This window comes from Streptomyces sp. NPDC059851 (assembly GCF_042732005.1).
Taxonomy (GTDB): Bacteria; Actinomycetota; Actinomycetes; order Streptomycetales; family Streptomycetaceae; genus Streptomyces.
The window spans coordinates 1-22507 of record NZ_JBHWJJ010000001.1 but is presented as its reverse complement, the minus strand read 5'-3'; the positions used below and the strand labels follow the sequence as shown (position 1 = coordinate 22507).

19 protein-coding genes are annotated in these 22507 nt (G+C 73.6%); 9 read left to right on the top strand and 10 right to left on the bottom strand.

What is annotated here, in order from left to right:
- Positions 1-69 precede the first annotated feature (69 nt).
- The 5 genes from ACFV7Q_RS00095 to ACFV7Q_RS00075 all read left to right on the top strand — a co-directional run bounded on the left by ACFV7Q_RS00095 (position 70) and on the right by ACFV7Q_RS00075 (position 7018).
- Entirely contained in the window at positions 70-2793 is a 2724-nt protein-coding gene (locus tag ACFV7Q_RS00095) for an FtsX-like permease family protein (protein WP_385422011.1), read from the top strand.
- A 94-nt stretch (positions 2794-2887) separates the two neighbouring features.
- Positions 2888-3427, top strand: coding sequence for a bacterial proteasome activator family protein (locus ACFV7Q_RS00090; RefSeq protein ID WP_385421743.1), 540 nt, complete (start codon positions 2888-2890; stop codon positions 3425-3427).
- Between the two features lie 284 nt (positions 3428-3711).
- Complete coding sequence (locus tag ACFV7Q_RS00085) at positions 3712-4629, top strand: NTP transferase domain-containing protein (protein ID WP_385421740.1); 918 nt, start codon at positions 3712-3714, stop codon at positions 4627-4629.
- Positions 4626-5939, top strand: a complete 1314-nt coding sequence (locus ACFV7Q_RS00080) for a molybdopterin molybdotransferase MoeA (protein WP_385421736.1) — start codon at positions 4626-4628, stop codon at positions 5937-5939. The genes ACFV7Q_RS00085 and ACFV7Q_RS00080 overlap by 4 nt, the downstream gene beginning before the upstream one ends.
- On the top strand, positions 5927-7018 hold the full coding sequence (locus ACFV7Q_RS00075) for a potassium channel family protein (RefSeq protein ID WP_385421733.1): 1092 nt from the start codon (positions 5927-5929) through the stop codon (positions 7016-7018). Before ACFV7Q_RS00080 ends, ACFV7Q_RS00075 begins: the two co-directional genes overlap by 13 nt.
- A gap of 36 nt (positions 7019-7054) precedes the next feature.
- Here ACFV7Q_RS00075 and ACFV7Q_RS00070 read toward each other — a convergent pair whose 3' ends face one another.
- The gene (locus ACFV7Q_RS00070) at positions 7055-7624 is read right to left on the bottom strand and encodes an RICIN domain-containing protein (RefSeq protein WP_385421730.1); all 570 of its coding nucleotides are present in this window, start codon (positions 7622-7624) and stop codon (positions 7055-7057) included.
- A gap of 159 nt (positions 7625-7783) precedes the next feature.
- On the opposite strand from ACFV7Q_RS00070, the gene ACFV7Q_RS00065 reads away from it, so the two are divergent.
- Complete coding sequence (locus ACFV7Q_RS00065) at positions 7784-8761, top strand: NAD(P)H-quinone oxidoreductase (protein WP_385421728.1); 978 nt, start codon at positions 7784-7786, stop codon at positions 8759-8761.
- Positions 8762-8785: 24 nt separating this feature from the next.
- On the opposite strand, the gene ACFV7Q_RS00060 is transcribed toward ACFV7Q_RS00065, so the two are convergent.
- Entirely contained in the window at positions 8786-9343 is a 558-nt protein-coding gene (locus tag ACFV7Q_RS00060; RefSeq protein WP_385421725.1) for a TetR/AcrR family transcriptional regulator, read from the bottom strand.
- Between the two features lie 76 nt (positions 9344-9419).
- Here ACFV7Q_RS00060 and ACFV7Q_RS00055 point away from each other — a divergent pair, with 76 nt between their 5' ends.
- Positions 9420-10580: an FAD-dependent monooxygenase gene (locus tag ACFV7Q_RS00055; protein ID WP_385421722.1), complete on the top strand. Its 1161-nt coding sequence runs from the start codon at positions 9420-9422 to the stop codon at positions 10578-10580.
- Positions 10581-10616: 36 nt separating this feature from the next.
- Here ACFV7Q_RS00055 and ACFV7Q_RS00050 read toward each other — a convergent pair whose 3' ends face one another.
- The 3 genes from ACFV7Q_RS00050 to pdhA are packed head-to-tail and all read right to left on the bottom strand — an operon-like array spanning position 10617 to position 14112.
- Positions 10617-11981, bottom strand: a complete 1365-nt coding sequence (locus ACFV7Q_RS00050) for a dihydrolipoamide acetyltransferase family protein (protein ID WP_385421720.1) — start codon at positions 11979-11981, stop codon at positions 10617-10619.
- Positions 11981-12949 (bottom strand): alpha-ketoacid dehydrogenase subunit beta, encoded by a 969-nt coding sequence (locus tag ACFV7Q_RS00045; RefSeq protein ID WP_385422009.1) that lies wholly within the window; start codon positions 12947-12949, stop codon positions 11981-11983. The genes ACFV7Q_RS00050 and ACFV7Q_RS00045 overlap by 1 nt, the downstream gene beginning before the upstream one ends.
- Before the next feature lie 26 nt (positions 12950-12975).
- A complete protein-coding gene (pdhA, locus tag ACFV7Q_RS00040; protein ID WP_385421718.1) occupies positions 12976-14112 on the bottom strand; it encodes a pyruvate dehydrogenase (acetyl-transferring) E1 component subunit alpha in 1137 nt (378 codons plus the stop codon).
- 179 nt (positions 14113-14291) lie between these two features.
- On the opposite strand from pdhA, the gene ACFV7Q_RS00035 reads away from it, so the two are divergent.
- Positions 14292-14864 (top strand): Lrp/AsnC family transcriptional regulator, encoded by a 573-nt coding sequence (locus ACFV7Q_RS00035; protein ID WP_385421715.1) that lies wholly within the window; start codon positions 14292-14294, stop codon positions 14862-14864.
- A 51-nt stretch (positions 14865-14915) separates the two neighbouring features.
- Here the strand turns inward: ACFV7Q_RS00035 and ACFV7Q_RS00030 are convergent, their stop codons facing one another.
- From ACFV7Q_RS00030 to ACFV7Q_RS00015, 4 genes are all read right to left on the bottom strand, one after another.
- Positions 14916-15425: a CAP domain-containing protein gene (locus ACFV7Q_RS00030; protein ID WP_385421712.1), complete on the bottom strand. Its 510-nt coding sequence runs from the start codon at positions 15423-15425 to the stop codon at positions 14916-14918.
- A 179-nt stretch (positions 15426-15604) separates the two neighbouring features.
- The gene (locus tag ACFV7Q_RS00025; RefSeq protein ID WP_385421709.1) at positions 15605-17314 is read right to left on the bottom strand and encodes a PKD domain-containing protein; all 1710 of its coding nucleotides are present in this window, start codon (positions 17312-17314) and stop codon (positions 15605-15607) included.
- Positions 17315-17460: 146 nt separating this feature from the next.
- Positions 17461-18051, bottom strand: a complete 591-nt coding sequence (locus ACFV7Q_RS00020) for a TetR/AcrR family transcriptional regulator (RefSeq protein ID WP_385421706.1) — start codon at positions 18049-18051, stop codon at positions 17461-17463.
- The gene (locus ACFV7Q_RS00015; protein WP_385421703.1) at positions 18048-19613 is read right to left on the bottom strand and encodes a 3-hydroxyacyl-CoA dehydrogenase; all 1566 of its coding nucleotides are present in this window, start codon (positions 19611-19613) and stop codon (positions 18048-18050) included. Before ACFV7Q_RS00015 ends, ACFV7Q_RS00020 begins: the two co-directional genes overlap by 4 nt.
- 167 nt (positions 19614-19780) lie before the next feature.
- Between ACFV7Q_RS00015 and paaN the strand changes: the two genes are divergently transcribed.
- On the top strand, positions 19781-21481 hold the full coding sequence (paaN, locus tag ACFV7Q_RS00010) for a phenylacetic acid degradation protein PaaN (protein WP_385421700.1): 1701 nt from the start codon (positions 19781-19783) through the stop codon (positions 21479-21481).
- Between the two features lie 7 nt (positions 21482-21488).
- Here paaN and ACFV7Q_RS00005 read toward each other — a convergent pair whose 3' ends face one another.
- The gene (locus ACFV7Q_RS00005; protein ID WP_385421697.1) at positions 21489-22232 is read right to left on the bottom strand and encodes a TrmH family RNA methyltransferase; all 744 of its coding nucleotides are present in this window, start codon (positions 22230-22232) and stop codon (positions 21489-21491) included.
- Positions 22233-22507: the final 275 nt, after the last annotated feature.

The window sequence follows — 22507 nt, the reverse complement described above, 5'->3', positions numbered from 1 at the left end:
GTCGCGGCCCTCCGCATCGCGCGCCGCGATGCCTGGCGCGCCAAGGGCCGCAGCTCCCTCGTCCTCGCGATGATCGCCCTGCCCATCCTCGGGGTCAGCGCGGCGGACCTGACCCTGCGCAGCGCGGAGCTCTCCCCCGCCGAGACCGTCACGCGGCGGATCGGTGCCGCCGATGCCGTCCTGACCTCCTCCGGCACGGGCGCGCCCGTCTACCAGAAGCCCGACGGCGGCGGCTTCTCGCCCGTCGGCGGCTTCACCTCCGACGAGCTGCCCGAGCCGGGCCCGCAGCAGCTGGTGTCCTTGGTCCCGGCGGGCGCCGAGTCCCTCAAGGACAGCTCCGGCCACGCCAAGGTCCGTACCCGGTACGGGCTCCTCGACACCGCGCTGCGCGAGGTCGACCTGTCCAGTCCGCTGGTCAAGGGCATGGTCGTGCTGGACCGCGGCCGGACACCCGAGGAGGCGGGCGAGGTCGTCGCCACCAACGCCTTCCTGAAGGCCTCCGGCCTGTTCGTCGGCTCCCAGTTCACTCCCCGCGGATCGAGCACCTGGTACCGGATCGTGGGCGCCTACGAGCTGCCCTCGGAACTCGGCAAGAGCGAGGTCATCGCCCCGCCCGGCACCCTGCTGACCCCGCTCGACAAGGAGCTCCAGGCCGCCGGGGTGCCCGGGGTGGTCGCCGACGACTCGTACCTCGTGAAGGTCGGGCCGGGTGGTTTCACGTGGAACATGGTCAAGGAGGCCAACGCCAAGGGCGTGCTGGTCCACTCCCGCGCCGTCGTGCTGGACCCGCCGGCCTCGTCCGACGTGCCGCTGTACGCGCAGATGGAGAGCCTGGGCGACTCCGAGCCGCGGCTGCCGGTCAGCGAAATGGCCGGGGTCGCCACGATCGTCGGCCTCGCCGTGCTGGAGATCTGTCTGCTGGCAGGGCCCGCCTTCGCGGTCGGCGCCCGCCGCTCGCGCCGCCAGCTCGGGCTCGTCGGCGCCAACGGCGGCGACCGGCGTCACATCCGGGCCATCGTGCTCTCCGGCGGCCTGGTCATCGGCGCCGCGGCCGCCGTCCTCGGCACCGCGGCCGGCACCCTGCTCACCGTGGCCCTGCGGCCGCTGCTGGAGGAGTTCGTCGGCGCGCGCTTCGGCAGCCTCGACGTCCGCCCGCTGGAGATCGCCGGAATCGCCCTGCTCGCCGTCGTGACCGGCCTGCTGGCCGCGGTCGTCCCGGCCGTCACCGCCTCCCGGCAGCCCGTGCTGGCCTCGCTGACCGGCCGGCGCGGAGTCCGCCGGGCCAACCGCGTGCTGCCCGTCGTCGGGCTCGCGGCCATCGGCCTCGGCGCCGCCATCGCCCTGTTCGGCGCCGCCTCCGGGACGGGCGCCAGCGTCGTCGTGTTCGGCAGTGCCCTCGCCGAGCTCGGCCTCGTCGCCCTCACCCCGGTGCTCATCGGCCTGTTCGGGCGGCTCGGGCACCGGCTGCCGCTCTCGCCGCGGCTCGCGCTGCGCGACGCGGTGCGCAACCGTGGCCGTACGGCCCCCGCCGTGGCCGCCGTCCTGGCCGCCGTCGCCGGCACCGTCGCGGTCGCCACCTACGAGCACAGCAGCGAGGCCCAGGCCCGGTTCGAGTACGTCGCCGAACTACCGGCCGGCTCCGGCAAGGTGGAGCTGCACGAGTCCGGCCACCAGAAGACCATGGCCGCCGTCCGTGAGGCCGTGAGCCGTGAACTCCCGCTGGCCGTACGGGCGGACGTGGACCACGTCCAGGTGGGCGGGCCGGGCTGCGAGCAGCCCGCACTCAGCCCGGGCTGCGGCCGGGCCGAGATCATCCGGCCCAAGGAGCAGCGCTGCCCGCTCTTCCAGGACCCGCTCACTCCCTCTTCGTTCTCCGACGCGGAGCGCAAGGCGCTGCTGCGGGACTGGCGCTGCGCCTCGGTCCGGCACGGTGCGATGCACCGGACGGTGGTCGCCGACGAGAAGTTGCTGGCCACCCTCGCCGTCACCGACCCGGGTACGGTCTCTGCGCTGAAGTCGGGCCGCGCCGTCTCGTTCGACCGGCGTGACGTCAAGGACGGCAAGGTCACCCTGCGGCTGGTCCCCGAGCTGGGGGACGACGCGCGGGGCGCGGACGGCGAGGACCCGCCCGGCCGGGACGCGGTGTTCGCCGTGCACCAGGCACCCGAAGGCGTCCACGCCTACGGGATCGCCCTCGTCCTGCCACCGTCCGCCGCCCGGGCCGCCGGGCTCACCACCCAGCCGTTCGCCTCGTACTTCACCCTGGACGGGAAGGCCACCGACCGGCAGCAGCAGCTGGCCGCGCAGATCGACCGGATCGGCGTGGCGGCCCCCGTCCTCATCGAGTCCGGCTACCGCAGCGAGAGCAACCTCACCCTGCTCGCGCTGACCGTCTTCGCGGGACTGGTCACCATCGGCGCCGCCGGCATCGCGACGGGCCTCGCCCAGACCGACGCCGAACCCGACTTGCGGACCCTCGCGGCGGTCGGCGCGGCACCACGGGTGCGGCGGGCGTTCAGCGGCTTCCAGTGCGGCCTCGTGGCCTTCATGGGCGTGGTCCTGGGCACGGTGTCCGGGATGCTGCCCGCGGTCGGCCTGCGGCTCTTCCAGCGGCGCGAGGCGGCGCAGTTCATCGAGGAGGCCGGCGGCCCGGACGACGTGCTGTACGTGCCGATCGTCCTGCCGTGGGAGACGTTCGGGGCGCTGTTGGTCCTGGTCCCGCTGGGCGCCGCCCTCCTGGCCGCCCTGGTGACCAGGTCCGACGGCGGGTTCGCGCGGCGCGCGGCCGCCTGAACGGTCACCCGGTGTTGCCGCCCCCGTACAGGGTGGATCACGCCCGTACGGGGGCACACCGTGGGGTACGCAGGTGTGCGAGAGAATGACAGGCATGGAGATGCCGAGGAGTGAACGGTCGCAGGACAGTCCCCCGCACGTCCTGATCGTGGGACAGGACGGGATGGCGGTCGGCGGCGCCGATGACGAGTCGCGCGAGGTCCCAGTGACGGAAATGGTCGAACAGCCCGCCAAGGTCATGCGGATCGGCAGCATGATCAAGCAACTTCTGGAAGAGGTCCGCGCCGCACCCCTGGACGAAGCGAGCCGGGTCCGGCTCAAGGGCATCCACGCGGCGTCGGTGAAGGAGCTGGAGGACGGCCTGGCTCCGGAGCTCGTCGAGGAACTGGAGCGGCTCTCCCTGCCGTTCACCGAGGATGCCGTACCGTCCGAGGCGGAACTGCGCATCGCCCAGGCCCAGTTGGTGGGTTGGCTGGAGGGCCTCTTCCACGGCATCCAGACCGCCCTGTTCGCGCAGCAGATGGCGGCGCGGGCCCAACTGGAGCAGATGCGCCGGGCCCTGCCGGCCGGCGCATCCCACGACGACGACGAGGAAGGCCCGCAGCGACCCGTCCGCTCGGGTCCTTATCTGTAGCGGGCACCGAGCGGGCGAGCAGTGGTACGCGGGCGGGACCGGTTCCTCCGGCCCCGCCCGTTCCTGTTCCCGTTCCCGTTCCCGTCCTCAGGGCACGGACGCGCGCGGACGGTGCGACGCCGGGGGTGCGGCGCGGCCAGGTCACCGGAAGGTCGCGCAGGTCGCGGCAGGCCTGCGCAAGTGGCTGCAGGTTCGGGCAGGTTCGGGCAGGTCACGGCAGATCGCAGAAGGTCACGACAAGTGCGGTTCACCGGCTGGTACATGGTCCGCGCATACTCGGGGGCATGAGCTACGACGCGATCGTCCTCGCCGGCGGCGCCGCGCGTCGACTCGGCGGTGTGGACAAGCCGGGTCTGCGCGTGGGCGGCCGGACCCTGCTCGACCGCGTCCTCGACGCCTGCGCCGACGCGACGGCCACCGTGGTGGTCGGGAGCCGCCGGCCCACCGCCCGCCCCGTCCGCTGGGCCAGGGAGGACCCGCCGGGCGCCGGCCCCGTGGCCGCCCTCGACGCCGGACTGCGGCAGACCACGGCCGAGGTGGTCCTCGTCCTCTCCGCCGACCTCCCCTTCCTCGACCGGGCCACCGTCCGGGCCCTGCTCGCGGCGCCCGCCGGAACGCCCGGTGGCCCCGGTGCCGAGGGGGTGGAGGGCGCCGGAGGTGTGGAGGGCGCCGTGCTGCGCGACCGCACCGGGCGCGACCAGCCCCTCGTCGCCGCCTACCGGGCGGAACCGCTGCGCCGGGAGATCGCCCTGCTGGCCGCCGAGCACGGAACCCTGTCGGGCCTGCCGCTGCGCGCGCTCACCGCCGAACTGCGGCTGGCGCACGTGACGGACACCGAGCCGCTCGCCTCCTTCGACTGCGACACCTGGGAGGATCTTGCTTCAGCCCGCGCCAGGATCAGGGAGCATGGAAACGTGCTGGACCAATGGATCACCGCCGCCAAGGCCGAGCTGGGCATCGACGTGGACGTCGACACCAAGGCCCTGCTCGACCTCGCCCGTGACGCCGCCCACGGCGTCGCCCGGCCCGCCGCCCCGCTGACCACCTTCCTGGTCGGCTACGCGGCGGCCCGTGCCGAAGCCGCCGGAGCGGACCCCGCCGCCGCCGTCGCGGAGGCCGCCCGCAAGGCCGCAGACCTCGCACTGCGCTGGGCCGCCGAGGCGGGGGACGGCGCCGGTACCGAAGAGAGCGGCACGCCATGAGCCCCACCGACTCCGACCACGCCATGGAGGCCCTCGACGAGGCCCTCGCCCTGGTCAGCCGGAACCCCGCCGGCAGCGGCCCGGGCCCGGGGCCCGGCGGACGCCGCGCGCCCGGCTGGGCGCAGGCCCGCGAGACCGCCACCCGCGCCGGATCCGGTGTCCGGGCCCGCACCCACCACGTGCCCCTGCCAGATGCGCTCGGGGAGGTCCTGCACCAGCCCTTGGAGGCCCTGACCGACCTGCCGTCCTTCGACACTTCCGCCATGGACGGCTGGGCCGTGGCCGGGCCCGGCCCCTGGACCGTCCGCCCCGGCGAAGGCGTGCTGGCCGGCTCCGAACGCCCCGAACCGCTGGCCGACGGGGAGGCCGTACGGATCGCCACCGGCGCCCGGATCCCCGCCGACACCACCGCAGTGCTCCGCAGCGAGCACTCGCGGGAGTCCGGCTCCCAGCTCTACGCCGACCGGCCGGTGCAGACCGGCCAGGACATCCGCCCGCGTGGCCAGGAGTGCCGCTCCGGCGACTTGATGCTGCCCGCCGGGTCACTCGTCACCCCCGCCGTGCTCGGCCTCGCCGCAGCCGCCGGGTACGACGAGCTGGCCACCCGGCAGCGGCCCCGGGTGGAGGTCCTGGTCCTCGGCGACGAGCTGCTCACCGAGGGCCGCCCGCACGACGGCCTGATCCGCGACGCCCTCAGCCCCATGCTCGGCCCCTGGCTGACCCGGATCGGTGCCGAGGTCACCGCCACCCACCGGATCGGCGACGACCCCGCGGGGGCCGAGGAGCTGCTGGACGCCGTCACCGGCTCCGACGCGGACGTGGTCATCACCACCGGCGGCACCGCCTCCGGGCCCGTGGACCACGTCCACCCCGTCCTGCGGCGGGCCGGGGCGGAGCTCCTGGTCGACGGGGTGGCCGTACGCCCCGGGCATCCCATGCTGCTGGCCCGGCTCGGCGACCGCGCCGAGGGCCGCCACCTCGTCGGGCTGCCCGGCAACCCGCTCGCCGCCGTGTCCGGCCTGCTGACCCTCGCCGAACCGCTGCTGCGCGCCCTCGCGGGCCGCCGGCAGCGCCCCCGGTACGCCGTCCCCGTCCAGAGCGGCATCCCTGGCCACCCGTACGACACCCGGCTCGTGCCGGTGGTGCTGACCGACGAACACGCCGTGCCGCTGCGCTACACCGGCCCCGCGATGCTGCGCGGCATCGCCGCCGCCGACGCGCTGGCCGTCGTACCCCCGCACGGCGCACGGGCGGGGCAGGACCTGGAGATCCTCGATCTGCCGTGGGTCTCGGGGGGATGTTTCACGTGAAACTCCACGGCCAGGACGCCATCGCCCGGGAGGCCGGCGAGAAGCTGGTCTCCCGCCGCGTCCAACTGCCCCGGCGGGTGGTGGAGAAGCCCACCCGGCAGGTCGTCAAACGCCTCCTGCTGGCCCTGTTCGTCCTGTGCCTGACGGTCCTGATCGTCTGGCTCGACCGCGGCGGCTACCACGACAACGCGGACGAGAAGGTCGACTTCCTCGACAGCGTCTACTACGCCACCGTGACCCTGTCGACGACCGGCTACGGCGACATCGTCCCGCACAGCGACAGCGCCCGGCTGGTCAACGTCCTGCTGATCACCCCGCTCCGCGTGCTCTTTCTGATCATCCTGGTGGGGACCACCCTGGAAGTGCTGACCGAGAAGACCAGGGAAGAGTGGCGGCTGGGCCGCTGGAGGAAGAACTTGCGAGATCACACGGTCGTCGTCGGCTTCGGCACCAAGGGTCGTTCCGCCCTGTTGACCCTGCTGGCCACCGGCCTCCGGAAGGATCAGGTCGTCATCGTCGACCCCAGCTCCAAGGTGATCGAGGCGGCCAACGCGGAGGGCTACACGGGGGTGGTGGGCGATGCGACCCGTTCCGAGGTCCTGCTCCGCGCGGAGGTGCACAGGTCCCGTCAGGTCATCGTCGCCACCCAGCGGGACGACACGGCGGTTCTGGTGACGCTGACGGCACGGCAGCTCAATCGCGGCGCGAAGATCGTCGCCGCGGTCCGCGAGGAGGAGAACGCCCCGTTGCTGCGCCAGTCGGGCGCGGACGCGGTCATCACGAGCGCGAGCGCGGCCGGCCGCCTGCTGGGGCTCTCGGTCCTGAGCCCGAGCGCCGGCACGGTCATGGAGGACCTGATCCAGCAGGGCAGCGGCCTGGACATCATGGAGCGGCCGGTCACCAAGTCCGAGGTGGGCCGCAGCGTGCGGGAGACCGACGACCTGGTGGTCAGCGTGCTGCGGGGCCACCGGCTGATCCCGTACGACGACCCGCACGCGAGTCCGCTCCAGTTGACGGACCGTCTCATCACCATCGTGCGGGCGCTTCCGCCCGCCTCCCCGGCCACCGAGGGGGAGTAGTCCCGCCCGCAGCCCGCCGGCCGGCCCCGGCGACGGTCATCCCGCCAGGCGCAGGCTCCAGCGGCGCGACGGGTGCGAGTCGCAGTCGTACTGCACGAGCCGGACGTTGTTGTCGGTGGAGACCCCGCCTGCCACCGTCATGCACAGGCCGGTGGCCGCGTTGACGACCTGGTAAGAGCTGCTCGCGCTGTCCCAGTTGCTGAGCCGCCAGCGGCGCGAGGGGTGGCTGTCGCAGGTGAACTGGACGAGCCCCACGTTGTTCTCCTGGGACTCGCCGCCGGCGACGGTCGCGCACCTGTCGGTCTGGTCGTTGTAGATCCGGTACGAGCGACCGTTGTAGTCCGTGAGGACCCACCGGCGCGACGGGTGCGTGTCGCAGCCGAACTGGACGAGCTCGACGTTGTTGGCCGTGGAGACGCCGCCGGCGACGGTCGCGCACTTGGCGGTCTGGAGGTTGACGAACTGGAACGAGCCCCCCGACACCGGACCCGGGCCGGCGGGCACAGCGGGGTGCGCCACTGCGGGAACGGGAAGCAGCATGAGGCCGCCGGTCGCGAGGGCCGTCGCGGCCGTCGCCAGACGGCGGATGCGGGGGGACGTGCGCATGGAGTGCCCCTCTCTCGATGCCGCGGGAGATGCCGCGAGAAAGGCGCCGGCGCCGCGTGGCGGGCCCGCCGGCGGCCGCTGATCAAGGTCGGACGCCCCTCCCACTATCGGTGCCCGTGACGGGGCCCGCAACCGGGGTGTTGGCGTACGCTCCGGGCCATGCATGCGATCACGATCGAGCAGCCCGGCGGTCCCGAGGCCCTCGTCTGGACCGAGGCCCCCGACCCGGTGGCCGGCGAGGGCGAGGTCCTCGTCGACGTCGCCGCGAGCGCCGTCAACCGTGCCGACGTCCTTCAGCGCCAAGGGTTCTACGCCCCGCCGCCCGGCGCCTCGCCCCACCCGGGTCTGGAGTGCTCCGGGCGGATCTCCGCGGTCGGCCCCGGCGTCTCCGGCTGGGCCGTGGGCGACGAGGTGTGCGCGCTGCTCAGCGGCGGCGGGTACGCGGAGCGGGTGGCCGTACCGGCGGGCCAGTTGCTGCCCGTTCCGGCGGGCGTGGACCTGGTGACGGCGGCGGCCCTGCCGGAGGCTGCCTGCACGGTCTGGTCGAACCTGTTCATGGTCGCCCACGTACGCCCCGGCGAGACCGTGCTCGTGCACGGCGGCTCCAGCGGTATCGGCACCATGGCGATCCAGCTGGCGAAGGCCGTCGGCGCGACGGTGGCGGTGACGGCCGGGGGCCCGGAGAAACTGGCCCGCTGCAAGGAACTGGGCGCCGACATCCTGATCGACTACCGCGAGCAGGACTTCGTGGCGGAGGTGCGGGCCGCGACGGGCGGAGCCGGGGCCGACGTGATCCTGGACATCATCGGGGCGAAGTACCTGGCGCGGAACGTCGACGCACTCGCCGTGAACGGGCGGCTCGCCGTCATCGGGCTGCAGGGCGGGGTCAAGGCCGAACTGAACCTGGGCACCCTGCTGTCGAAGCGGGCGGCGATCGCCGGGACCACGCTGCGGGCCCGCCCGCCGGCCGAGAAGGCGGCCATCGTCGCGGCCGTCCGGGAGCACGTGTGGCCCCTGGTGGAAGCGGGCCGGGTCCGCCCGGTGGTGCACGCCGCGTACCCCGTCCAGGAGGTCGCCGAGGCCCACCGGACGATGGAGTCGAGCACCCACGTGGGCAAGCTCCTGCTGACCGTCTGACGTTCCGTCCGCCCATCGGGGCGGCTACCTGAGGGCAGCGGCGACGAGTCCCTCCAGGGCGTCGACCGGCACCTCGGTGCCCTGCACCAGGTGTTCGAATACGAGGCCGTCCACACAGGCCAGCAGGGTCTGCGTGCGGGCGTCCGGGTCGGGTGCGCCGTACGCGGCCAGGAAGGCCCGTACGGCGGCGCGGCCGGCGTTCTCGCGGGGCAGGAGGATCTCGCGGAGCTCGGGGTCCCGGACGCTCTCCAGGACGCAGGCGGAGCGGGCCAGCGAGCGCCGCCGCCCTTCCCCGGTGAGCCGGGCCCGTGTCAGCGCGGCCAGTCCGTCGACCAGTTCGGCGGGGGTGCGCAGTGGGGGCGTGTGCTCACCGGCGGCCTGCAGCTCGGCCTGGTCCCGGGCCACGAGACGGCGTACGAGGGCCGTCAGCAGGGCGGCGCGGGTCCGGAAGTAGGCCGAGGTGGTGCCGTCGGGCAGGCCGGCGGCCCGGTCCACCGCACGGTGGGTCAGTCCTCGCATGCCCGCGTCGGCCAGGACCTCGATGGCAGCATCGGCCAGCACGGCGCGTCGTTCTTCGCTCACCCCCCATTTCTACACCTGTAGAAGCTCCGCGGTACACTGCGCAGCACGACTTCTACATCTGTAGAAAGAGGTGCGCATGAACGGCAGGGCCCTGGTGATCGGCGGCGGCATAGGAGGCCTCGCGGCAGCGATCGGCCTGCACCACACGGGCTGGGAGGTGACCGTCCTGGAGCGGTCCGCCGTACTCGACGACGCGGGCGCCGGCATCTCGCTCGCCGCGAACGGCATCCGCGCCCTCGACGCGCTGGGCGTGGGCGGGGTAGTCCGCGCCGCCGCCCGGCACCAGTACACCGGCGGAACCCGCACCCCCGACGGGCGCACCCTGTCCCGGATGGACGGCGCCGCCCTGGAGCGCGCCCTCGGCGTCCCCATGACCGGCATCCCGCGCGCCGAGCTCCACCGCCTGCTGCGCGGGGCGCTGCCGCCGGGCTGCCTGCGGACCGGGGTGACCGGCTCGCTCGACACGGCACTCGGCAAGGGGCCGGGCGGGCGGCCCGGCACGACGCCGGACGTGGTGGTCGCGGCCGACGGGCTGCGCAGCGGCATCCGCACGCGGCTCTTCCCGGACCATCCGGGCCCCGTCTACAGCGGGTCCACGGTGCTGCGCGCCATCACCGCCGAACCGGTCGCCCTGGACACCGACTTCCAGCTCACCTGGGGGCCGGGCGCGGAGTTCGGGCACATCGCCTTCGCCGACGGCCGGGCGGAATGGCACGCCGTGCTGGCCTCCCCGGCGGGCATCCGCCACGCGGACCCCCTGGCCGTGCTCCGGCAGCGGTTCGCGCACTGGCAGGAGCCGGTCGCCCGGCTGCTGGCGGCCACCCGGCCCGAGGACGTGCTGCACCACGACGTCCACGAGCTGGCGACCCCGCTGCCGGCCTACACCGCCGGCCGGGTGGCGCTGCTCGGGGACGCCGCGCACGCGATGACGCCGAACCTGGGCCAGGGGGCCTGCCAGGCCCTGGAGGACGCGGTCACCCTCGCCGCCGAACTGGCCGCCGCCCCGGACGTGGAGACGGCACTGGCCCGCTACGACGCCGTACGCCGGCCCCGCAGCCAGGGCGTGGCCCGCGCGGCCCGCCGGGCCGGACGGCTCGGCCACCGGCTCTCCCACCCCGTGGCGGTGTCCCTGCGCAACGGCGCGCTGCGCCTGGCCCCCTCCGGCGCCGTGGTCCGCGGCATCCTGCGGCACGCGGACTGGACGCCGCCGCGGCTCCCGGCGACGCGGGCCGTATGACCCGTGCCGGGAGCCGCGGCGGTACCGCCCGGGCGGCTACAGCGAGCGCAGCAGGACCGCCGGGGACTCCACGCAGTCGGCCACGTACCGCAGGAAGCCGCCTGCGGCCCCGCCGTCGCAGACCCGGTGGTCGAACGTGAGGGACAGCTGGACCACCTGGCGGACCGCCAGCTCGCCCTGGTGCACCCACGGCTTGGGGACGATCCGGCCCACCCCGAGCATCGCCGCCTCCGGATGGTTGATGATCGGCGTGGACCCGTCCACCCCGAACACGCCGTAGTTGTTCAGCGTGAACGTGCCACCCGTGAGGTCCGACGGGGCCAGCTTCCCGGTCCGGGCCAGCTCCGTCATCCGGGCGAACTCCGCCGTCAGCGACTCGGCGCTGCGCCCCTGGGCGTCGCGCACGACCGGCACGACCAGGCCGCGCTCGGTCTGGGCGGCGAAGCCGAGGTGCACGGCCGGCAGCCGGACGATCTCGTTCGTCGCCAGGTCCACGGTGGAGTTGAGCTCCGGGTAGCGGGCGAGCGCAGCCGTGCAGATCCGGGCCAGCAGCGCGAGCACCGAGACCTTCGGGCCGCCCGCGGCGTTCATCGCCGCCCTGGCCGCCATCAGCTCGGTGGCATCGGCGTCGACCCAGCACGTGGCGTCCGGGATCTCCCGGCGGCTGCGCGAGAGCTTGTCCGCCACCGCGCCCCGCAGGCCCTTGAGCGGGATGCGCTCGCCGGCCGCCGCGACCGGAGCGGCCACCGCCGGGGCGGGGGCGGGAGCCGGGGCGGGAGCCTTGAGCGCCGCCTCGACGTCCGCGCGGAGGATCAGGCCCTCCGGGCCGGAGCCGCGCAGGGCGCGCAGGTCGATCCCGTGGTCCCGGGCGAGCTTGCGCACCAGGGGCGAGATGACCGGCACGGGTCCGGCAACCGGGGCAGCCGGGGCGCCAACAGCGGCCTGAGCCGGAGCAGCAGCCGGAGCCGGAGCCGGAGCAGCGGCAACGGGCCGGGACACGGCGGCAGCGGCGGGAGCCGGCGCGGCGGAGCCCGGTCGCACCCGCCTCCGACGCGCCGGGCGGGAGTGGTCCGTGCCGTAGCCGACCAGGACGTTGCCGGAGCCGGACGCCTCCGGCTCCGCCTGCGCACCCGCACCGGCCGCGGCGGCCGCACCCGCGCCCACCGCCACCGTGATCAGCGGTGCCCCGACGGGGAGCTCCGTGCCCTCCTCCCCGAAGCGGGCGGTGACCACACCGCCGTAGGGGCACGGCACCTCCACCATCGCCTTGGCCGTCTCGACCTCGACCACCGGCTGGTCGACGGCGACGACGTCGCCGACCGCCACCAGCCAGCGGACGATCTCGGCCTCGGTCAGTCCCTCCCCGAGGTCGGGGAGCTTGAACTCCATTACCTGCGCCATCAGTTCTCCCACTGCAGGCGGGCCACGGTGTCCAGGATGCGGTCCACACCGGGCAGGTGGTGCTTCTCCAGCATCGGCGGCGGGTACGGGATGTCGAAGCCCGTCACGCGCAGCACCGGCGCCTCCAGGTGGTGGAAGCACTTCTCCTGGATGCGGGCGGCGAGCTCCGCGCCCGGTCCGCCGAAGCCGTTCGCCTCGTGCACCACGACCGCGCGCCCGGTACGGCGCACGGCGGCCATGACGGTGTCCTCGTCGAGCGGCACCAGCGAGCGCAGGTCGACGACCTCCAGGTCCCAGCCCTCCTCGCGGGCCGCCTCGGCGGCCTCCAGGCACACCGGGAGGGAGGGGCCGTAGGTGATCAGCGTCGCGCTCGTGCCCGTGCGCCGGACCTTCGCCGTGCCGATGCCCGGTACGGCGGCGGGCGCCTCGGGGTTCCAGTCGGCCTTCGACCAGTACAGCCGCTTCGGCTCCAGGAAGACCACCGGGTCGTCGCTCGCGATCGACGCGCGCAGCAGCCCGTACGCGTCCTCGACGGTCGCCGGGGTCACCACGTGCAGGCCGGGCGTGGCGATGTAGTACGCCTCGGAGGAGTCGCTGTGGTGCTCCACGCCGCCGATCCCGCCGCCGTACGGCACACGGATGGTGATCGGCAGCGGCATCGCGCCGCGCGTGCGGTTGCGCATGCGCGCCACGTGCGAGATGAGCTGCTCGAACGCCGGGTAGGCGAACGCGTCGAACTGCATCTCGACGACCGGCCGCAGACCGTACATGGCCATGCCGACCGCGGTACCGAGGATGCCGGCCTCCGCGAGCGGGGTGTCCGTGCAGCGGTCGTCGCCGAATTCCTTCGCGAGGCCGTCCGTGATGCGGAAGACGCCGCCGAGGGTGCCGACGTCCTCACCCATGATGTGGACCGTCGGGTCCTCGGCCATGGCGTCGCGCATGGCCCGGTTCAGGGCCTGCGCCATCGTCGCGGGCTTCGCCGCCACCGTCGTCACGACTGCTCCTCCGCCTCGAGCTCGGCGCGCAGCATGTCCGCCTGCTCGCGCAGCCGGCCGGTCTGCTCCGCGTAGACGTGCTCGAACAGGTCCATCGGGTCCAGGACCGGGTCCGCGTTCATCCGCTCGCGCAGGGCGGCCGCCATCTGCTCGGCGGCCTCCTTGGCGGCCTCGATGCCCTCCGCGTCGAGGATGCCGCGGGCGGTCAGCTCGCGCTCCAGCAGGTCCACCGGGTCGTGCGCCTTCCATGCCTCGACCTCGGCGTCACCGCGGTAGCGGGTCGCGTCGTCGGCGTTCGTGTGGGCTTCCATGCGGTACGTGACGGCTTCGATCAGGGTCGGCCCGCCGCCGGACCGGGCCCGCCGGACCGCCTCGGACAGCACCTCGTGGACGGCCGCCACGTCGTTGCCGTCGACCAGGCGACCGGGCATGCCGTAGCCGACGGCCTTGTGGGCCAGGCTCGGGGCGGCGGTCTGCTTGGCGAGCGGCACGGAAATGGCGAAGCCGTTGTTCTGGACGAGGAAGACCACCGGGGCCTTCCAGACGGCCGCGAAGTTCAGGGCTTCGTGGAAGTCGCCCTCGCTGGTGCCGCCGTCGCCGATCATGGCGAGGGCGACGACCTCGTCACCGCGCAGCCGCGCGGCGTGCGCCAGGCCCACCGCGTGCGGCAGCTGGGTGGCGAGCGGGGTCGACAGCGGGGCGATCCGGTGCTCGCGGGGGTCGTAGCCGGTGTGCCAGTCGCCGCGCAGCAGGGTCAGGGCCTGTACGGGGTCCAGCCCGCGCGCCACGGCCGCGAGGGTGTCGCGGTAGCTGGGGAAGAGCCAGTCCTGCTCCTGGAGGACCAGCGCGGCCACGATCTCGCAGGCCTCCTGGCCGACCGTGGAGGGGTACACCGCGAGCCGGCCCTGTCGGGTGAGGGCGGTGGCCTGCGCGTTGTAACGGCGCCCGCGCACCAGTTCGGCGTAGCAGCGGCGCATCAGCTCGGGGTCGAGCCCGTCTGCGGCCGGCGTGCCCAGCACCCGGTACGGCTCGGGGTCCGGGAGCAGCGGGGCGGGGTCCGTACGGGGACTCCAGGCGGGCGGCGGGGTGGAGCGGTGGGACGCCCCGGCACCGGGCAGCTCTTGGACCGTCATGGCGGCGTACACCTCCTCTTGGGAAGCGGGCAGGGGGCTACCTCGGCTGTGAGGCGCCTCACCAACCGATTGTTCGGTCGTTGGCGCAATTTGGCTACAGGCGGCTTCAGGCTGTGGACAAACGGGCGCCGGGGCCTTGGGATGGGTGCAGGACGTCCAGAGCAGGGAGGCAGTGGGCAATGCCGGATGAACAAATGGCCGCAGGCGGTTCCGCACCGGTCCCGGCGGGGGGTGCCTCCTCCGGCCCACAGGCCCCGTCCGTCCCGCCGCGCCCGCTGGACCCCATCGACCGGTCGATCATGCGGCTGCTCCAGGCGGACGGCCGGGCGTCGATACGTTCGGTGGCCGAGCAGGTCCACGTGTCGCGCGCGAACGCCTACGCCCGGATCAACCGGCTCATCGACGACGGGGTGATCCGCGGGTTCACGGCCCGCGTCAACCACGAACGCGCAGGTCAAGGGGCTTCCGCCTATATCACCTTGAAGATCGTGCAGAACTCCTGGCGCACGGTCCGCGAGAAGCTCCGCGAGCTGCCCGGCGCCGCACACATCGCCCTGGTCAGCGGCGACTTCGACGTCCTGCTGCTCGTCCACACCCCGGACAACCGGACCTTGCGCGAGCTGGTCCTCACCCGCCTCCAGGCCATTCCGGAGGTCCTCTCCACGCGCACCCTGCTCGTCTTCGAGGAAACGGACCTGCTCGACCAGGCGCACCAGGGCGGCGGAGCCGGCCCGGCCCTCCCGGAGGACTAGCGGCCCCCGGAGGCCGGGCCGGCCCGCAGACGTGTGGCGCGCCGGACCGGGTCACTGCTGGCAGCGGCCGAAGGTCACCACGTAGGTCCAGGCATTGCTCGCACCGGCACCGGCGGGGTCGGCCGCACCGGATTGCGCCCAGCTGCCGATGTCGCGCATGGAGCCGTCGAGGATGAGCGCGCGGTGGCCCGGGCTGTTCATCCACCAGTTGACGGCGGCCTTCGGGGTGCCTCCGGTGCCCCAGCCGGTGTAGGTGATCTCGCCGAACGCCCAGGAGCGCGGATTCGGGCAGTAGCCGGCCGCCTTGATGCGGCTCTCCGGCGTGGAGCCCGTCTGCGGGTTCCGGTGCGGGTCCTTGCCCGGGCCCCACCACTTCTGCTGGACGGCGGCGACGGCGTGCTGCCGGGCCGCGCTCGTCAGCGGTCCGTTGAGGGTCAGGGCCGGTAGCCCGCGGCTGGTGCGCTGGGCGTTGATCAGGCACACCACGGAGGTGTCACAGCCCTGGGCTGCGGTCGGGGGCGCCGCGACGGGTACCAGCGCGGCGGAGAGGGCAGCGGCCACGAGGGGGCCGAGAAGACAGCGGGTTCGAGAAGCACGGCTCGTCACGAGGGTCCACCTCCCGCGGAGGAACTGTGTGTACAGCGGTGCGGAGGTGGCGACCGGTCGCCGGGAACTTCTCTCCCAGGCTGCCATCGGGGCGGCCCGGTCGCCATCCGGGACCGGGCCGCCCGCGAACGGTCCTACTTCGTCTCGTAGTAGCCGAAGATGTCCACGATCAGGTGGATCGGGCCCCAGCTCTGGTTCCAGAAGTCGACGACGCCGTTGGGACCGCCGGAGCTCGCCTGGACCATGTTCGCGACGGTCTTGTTGGCCGCCCAGTTCAGGCTGGACGCGGTGGGCCGCGCCGGCTCGACCGCGGTGTTGTTGAAGTACTGGTCCGGCGTGTTCGGGTCCGGGGCGACCGACAGGAAGCCGGCCTCGGCGGGGCTGGTCACGGTGGTGTTCATGACGTACCCGGCGATGCCCTGCTCCTTGTGGGAGATCGGCTGCCACAGGTAGTACCGGCCGGGCAGCGGCTCACTGCCCCACTCCGGGTCCCGGGTGTCGATCATGCGGTTCGGGGCCACCGACATGTACGCGCCCTGGCTGTCGGGGCTGTAGTAGCCGACGACGTCGACGATGACGTCGACCCCGGCCCAGGCGCCGTTGCGCACCTTGATGCTGCCGTCGGCGCCGACCGGGACGATCACCGAGTTGGCGATGGTCTGGCCCGCCCGGAAGTTCAGGTTCGAGGTGGTCGGGACCTGCTGCACGTCGCTCGGGAAGACGGTCAGGTGGCCGTCCTCGCGCGGGTTGGTGACGGTCACGTTGAGCGCCACGGCGGTGATGCCGCCGGGGACGCCCCGCAGGCCGCTGATCTGGGTGCCGAACGTGCCCTGGCCGGGCACCTGGCCCCAGGAGGTGCCGAGGCCCTCGCGGGTGTCGACGAAGCGGGTCGGCGTCATCGGGCTGTAGCCGCTGGAGGCGGAGCGGGTGAAGTAGCCGGTGACGTCCGCGAGGAGGTCGACCGACTCCCAGCCGCCGTTGTACAGCTCGACGTACCCGTCCTTGCCGACCGGCACGATCACCATGTTGGGAACGGTCTGGCCGGGCTCGAAGTTGAGGTTCGAGGTGGTCGGGCGCTTGCCGCCGGACGCGAAGGCCGTGACGTGGCCGCCGCTGGTGGTGTTGGTGACGGTGACGTTCAGGGCGACGGCGCTGGCCCCCGCCGGTATCTTCGCGTTGCCGGCGATCTTCACGCGGGCCGAGGTGTACGGCGCGACCTTGGCCTTCGCGGCGCCGATCCCGCTGCGGGTGTCCAGCAGACGGGTCGGGGTGTGCGGCGTGAAGTCCGAGCCGATCGTCGAGAGCGGGAGCTCGTTGACGACCGCCACCTGGTTCGTCGCGTCCGTCACGGTGACCTTGACGTTGTACTCGCCCAGCTCGGCGTAGCGGTGCTGCTGCGTCGTCTCCAGGTCGGGCGTGCCGTCGACGACGTCCACCGACCCGTCGCCCCAGTCGTACGTGACCTTCAGCGAGACGCCCGGGGCGCTCACGATCGAGGACTGGAGTTCGATGCCGTGCGCCGACGTGGGCTTGGCGTTGAGGACGACGGCGAGGTCCGGGTTGCCGGCGGAGACGGCGGTGTCGGCCTGCGGCGCGGCGTCGGCCTGCGGCGTGGCACCGGACGTCTGCCCCTTGGTCGTGCGCAGGCTCTTGCGGACCGAGCGCTCGGCGGGGCTGTGGAAGGTCTTGACCTCGGGCTGGGCCAGCTTGACCGGCTTGCCCGCGTCCGGGCCCGGGACGGACTTCCCCTTGACCGCGGCCGCCGGCGCGGCGGGAGCGGCCTGGGCCGCCGCCGGCGCCAGCACCGTTCCGAAGCTGGCCGCCACGGCGACGGCAGCGGACATTACAAGACGGCGATTGAGCACCGGCCCCCCAGTTTTGAACACGCTCAGGATTGTGAGTCGCGCTCAGCGTACATGCCGGAGGGGCCCCTTGATCGCACAGTTTTTCGGCCACATTCGCCGCGAACCCGGCGAACCATCCCCGCCGATCAGCCGCGTACCGTGCGCAGCCCGTCGAAGGCCATGTGGACCACGGCGTCGGCGAGCTGGTCCGGGGTGGTCCCGGGGTGCGGGCGGTACCACTCGACCAGCGAGTTGACCATGCCGAACAGCAGGCGGGTGGCCAGCCGGATGTCCACGTCCGCCCGCAGGTCGCCGTCGGCCGCTGCGGCCTTGAGGAGCTCCGCGACCTGGTGGTCGAACTCCCGGCGGCGCTCCAGCGCCCAGCGCTCGGTCCGGGTGTTGCCGCGCACCCGCAGCAGCAGCGTCACGTACGGCAGCTCGGCGACCAGCACCTCCACCGTGCGGCGCGTGACGTACTCGACCCTCTCGACCGCCCGGCCCCGCACCGACCCCGGCTCGTCGAGCACGGCGAAGAGCCCGTCGAGCGCGCGGCTGACCGCGCGGTTGAGAAGCTCCTCCTTGCCCGCGACGTGGTGGTAGATCGAAGACTTGGAGATGCCGGCCGCCTTGGAGAGGTGCTCCATGGAGGTGCCGTCGTAGCCGCGCTCGTTGAAGACCTGGACCGCGACCGTCAGGAGCGACTCGGGGGTGTAGGTGTCCCGCCTGGCGGTCGTCATGCGCGCTCCTCCGCCGCGGCGGCGTCCTCGGCGCCCCCGGCAGCGTCCTCGGCGTCCGCAGCCTCCTCCGGGGATTCCGCGTAGCCGAGCTTGAACAGGGCCAGCGAGGGCGCGTAACGGCCGCCGGGGCAGCGCTCGTCGAGGTTGTGCAGCAGGTCGTACGCCCAGTCGCGGCCGAGCCGCTCGTGCCATGCGGACGGGCCCAGGGGGTAGTTGACGCCGAGCCTCATCGCGGTGTCGATGTCCTCGGCGGAGGCCACGCCCCGGGCGACGGCGTCGGCGGTCAGGTCGATCAGCATCGCGACCGTACGGGCCACGATCATGCCCGGGACGTCGCCGATCACGGAGACCTGCTTGCCGAGCTTCTGGAACAGCCCGACGGCCTCGGCGAGGGTCCGCTCGCCGGTGTCCTCGCCGACGGAGAGCGCGATGCGGGTCGCCCCGCGGTAGTCCAGCGCGAGGTCGAAGTAGACGACGTCGGTGAACTCGACGGAGGTCTTGCCGTCCGCGAGCACCAGTTGCCCCTCGCCGGGCAGCTGGATGTACGGGCCCCCGGTCCCGGTGGCCGTGACCGCGATCCCGGCCTCCTCCATCAGCTCGACGAGGTCCGCGGCGGGGCCGAGGTCACCGACCACGGTGACCTTCTCCGGGGCCTCCTCCGGGCCGGCGGTGTGCGGGGCCGCGGCCACCGCGTCCGGACCGTACGGGAACCAGCCGTGCCCCGACTTGCGGCCGAGGCGGCCCGACTGCACCAGCCGGCGCTGCGCGAGCGAGGGGGTGAACTTGGGGCTGCGGAAGAAGGACTCCCACACCGACCGGGTGACGGCCTCGTTGACGTCCTGCCCGATCAGGTCGGTCAGCGCGAACGGGCCCATCTTGAAGCCGCCGCTCTCGCGGAGCACGGCGTCGATGGTGGCCGGGTCGGCGCCCTGCTCCTCGTACACCGCGAAGGCCTCGGCGTAGAAGGGGCGGGCGATGCGGTTGACGATGAAGCCCGGGGTGTCGGCGCAGCGGACCGGGGTCTTCCCCCAGCTCAGCACGGTGCGGTAGCCGCGCTCGGCAGCGGCCGGGTCGGTCGCGTGGCCGCTGACCACCTCGACGAGGGGGAGCAGCGGGGCCGGGTTGAAGAAGTGCAGACCGAGGAAGCGGCCGGGGTGCGCGAGCCCGGCGGCCAGCTCGGTGACGGAGAGGGAGGAGGTGTTGGTGGCCAGCAGGGCGTCCTCGGCCACCACCTCTTCGAGCGCCGCGAAGAGCGTGCGCTTGACGGTGGTGTCCTCGACGATCGCCTCGACGACGAGCGCGGCGTCCGCGAGGTCGGAGAGGGCGGAGGCCGCAAGGATCCTGCCGTTCGCGGCCTCGGCCTCGGTGGGCTCCAGGCGGCCCTTGGCGGCCATGCGCTCGACGCGGTCCTGGACGATGGCGACGCCGTCGGCGGCGAGGGCGGCGTTGATGTCGTAGATCAGCACCCGGTGACCTGCGAGGAGCGCTACCTGGGCGATGCCCTGGCCCATGGTGCCGGCGCCGACCACCGCAACGGTGCGGGACCGCTCGATTGCTGTCATGTCCTGATCCTCCCGCACCGAGTTATCCACAGGTCGGTCGGGCCCTCTTGTCCCGACCGATCGTTCGGTTACTCTAACTCCAGTCTGCTCTTCTTCACCCGCCCTTGCCTGATCCCAGTCTGCGATCCAGTCTGATCCTGCCCGGCTCAACGAGGAGTTGGTCCCTGATGGCCGCCGAGCCCACCGTTTCCCAGTCGCCCGCCCTGTCGGAGCTGTCCGCCAAGCACCGGCCCACCCTGGACCAGGCGCTGGAGGCCATCCGCAGCCGTGCCTACTGGTCCCCGCACCCGGAGCACCCCAAGGCGTACGGCGAGACCGCCCCCGCCGACGGCCTCGCCGCCTTCGAGGCCCTCCACAACACCCGCTTCGACCTGGACCAGCCCGGCACCGACGGCTGGGCCGGCGGCGAGGTCTCCCCGTTCGGGCCCGCCCTGGGCATCGAGTACCCGCACGTGGACCCGGACGTGCTGCTGCCCGCGATGCGCGCCGGCATGGGCGCCTGGCGGGACGCCGGGCCGGAGGCCCGCGCCCTGGTCTGCATCGAGATCCTGGCCCGCATCGGCGCACGGACCCACGAGTTCGCCCACGCGGTCATGCACACCAGCGGCCAGGCGTTCATGATGGCCTTCCAGGCGGGCGGCCCCCACGCGCAGGACCGCGGCCTGGAGGCGGTGGCGTACGCGTACGAGGAGCAGACCCGCGTCCCGGGGCGGGCCGACTGGTCCAAGCCGCAGGGCAAGAGGGACCCGCTCCAGCTGGACAAGACCTTCACGGCGGTCCCGCGCGGCATCGCCCTGGTGATCGGCTGCAACACCTTCCCGACGTGGAACGGCTACCCCGGCCTGTTCGCCTCCCTCGCCACCGGCAACGCGGTGCTGGTCAAGCCGCACCCGCGCGCCGTCCTCCCGCTCGCCCTGACGGTGAAGGTGGCCCGCGAGGTCCTTGAGGAGACGGGCTTCGACCCGAACCTGGTCGCGCTGGCCGTCGACCGCCCGGGCGAGGGCATCGCCAAGGACCTGGCCGTCCGCCCCGAGGTCAAGGTGATCGACTACACGGGCTCGACCGAGTTCGGCGACTGGCTGGAGACCAACGCCCGCCAGGCGCAGGTGTACACGGAGAAGGCCGGCGTCAACACGGTCGTCGTCGACTCCACCGACAACTACAAGGGCATGCTGGCGAACCTCGCCTTCTCCCTGTCGCTCTACAGCGGCCAGATGTGCACCACCCCGCAGAACCTGCTGATCCCGCGGGACGGCATCGACACGGACGCCGGCCGCAAGACGTACGACGAGGTCGTCTCCGACATCGCGGCGTCGGTCAGCGGCCTGCTCGGTGACGACGCCCGCGCCAACGCGCTGCTGGGCGCGCTGGTCAACCCGGACGTCAAGGCCCGCCTGGAGGCGGCCGCCGGTCTCGGCGAGGTAGCGCTGGCCTCCCGCGAGGTGGCCAACCCCGAGTTCCCGGACGCCGTGGTGCGCACCCCGGTCATGGTGAAGCTGGACGCCGGCAAGGCGGACGACTCGGCGCCCTACCTCTCGGAGTGCTTCGGCCCGGTCTCCTTCGCGGTGGCGGTGGACAGCACGGCGGACGCCCTCTCCCTGCTGCGCCGCACGGTGCGCGAGAAGGGCGCGATGACGGTCGGCGCCTACACCACCTCCGAGGACACCGAGCGGGCCGTCGAGGAGGTCTGCCTGGAGGAGTCGGCGCAGCTGTCGCTGAACCTGACCGGCGGGGTGTACGTCAACCAGACCGCGGCGTTCTCCGACTTCCACGGCTCGGGCGGCAACCCGGCCGCGAACGCGGCGCTGTGCGACGGGGCGTTCGTCGCCAACCGCTTCCGCATGGTGGAGGTCCGCCGCCAGGCGTGACCGCGGCTCAGCCGGGGTGCGGTCCGCCCCAGTGGAAGAGGGCCATGGCCACGCTGGTGGCCAGGTTGTAGCTGGACACCTGCGGGCGCATCGGCAGGGACACGAGGTGATCGGCCCGGGCGCGCAGCTCGGGCGAGATCCCGTGCCGCTCGGAGCCGAAGGCCAGCAGCGCGTCGTCCGGGAGGGTGAGGGCACGGATGTCCTCGCCCTCCGGGTCGAGCGCGTACACCGGCCCGTCCGGGAGGGTGTCCAGGGTCACGGACTGCACGGTGGTGGCGTAGTGCAGCCCGGCGCCGGCCCGCACCACGTTCGGATGCCACGGGTCCAGGTCGCCCCGGGTGACCACGCCGGTCGCCCCGAACCCGGCGGCCAGCCGCACCACGGCACCGACGTTCCCGAGGTTGCGCGGATTGTCGAGCACGACGACCGGTGCCGTCCGCGGCATCCGCTCCAGCCGCACCCGCCCGTCGGCGGCGTCCGGCCGCACGGCGAGCGCGGCCACCCCGGTGGGGTGCACACGGGGGAGGAGCGTCCGCAGTTCGGCGGCCCGCACGAGCCGCTCGACCTCGTCCTCCACATCGGGAGCCAGCTGCGCCGCCAGCGCCCGCACCGCCTCGGGATCGTCGGCCACGGCAACCCGCACGTCGGCCCCGAACCGCAGCGCGTGCTTCAGTGCATGGAACCCGTCGAGTACGACGAGATCGCCGCCCTCCGCAGCCGCACGCCAGTCCCGCACCGTCTGTTCACTCATGCAGCGAGCCTACGACCCGCGCAATTCATCCCCACCAGCGATCGACGCGCAGGCCCGGCCCCAGCCCCAAACCAGCCCCACCAACGACCGACGCGCAGGCCCGGGCCCAGCCCGAAGCCAGCCCCACCAACGATCGACGCGCGGGTCCGGGCCCAGCCCGAAGCCAGCCCCGCCGGCGATTGAGGCGTGGGTCCGGCCCCAGCCCCAAACCAGCCCCACCAACGATCGACGCGCGGGTCCGGGCCCAGCCCGAAGCCAGCCCCGCCGGCGATTGA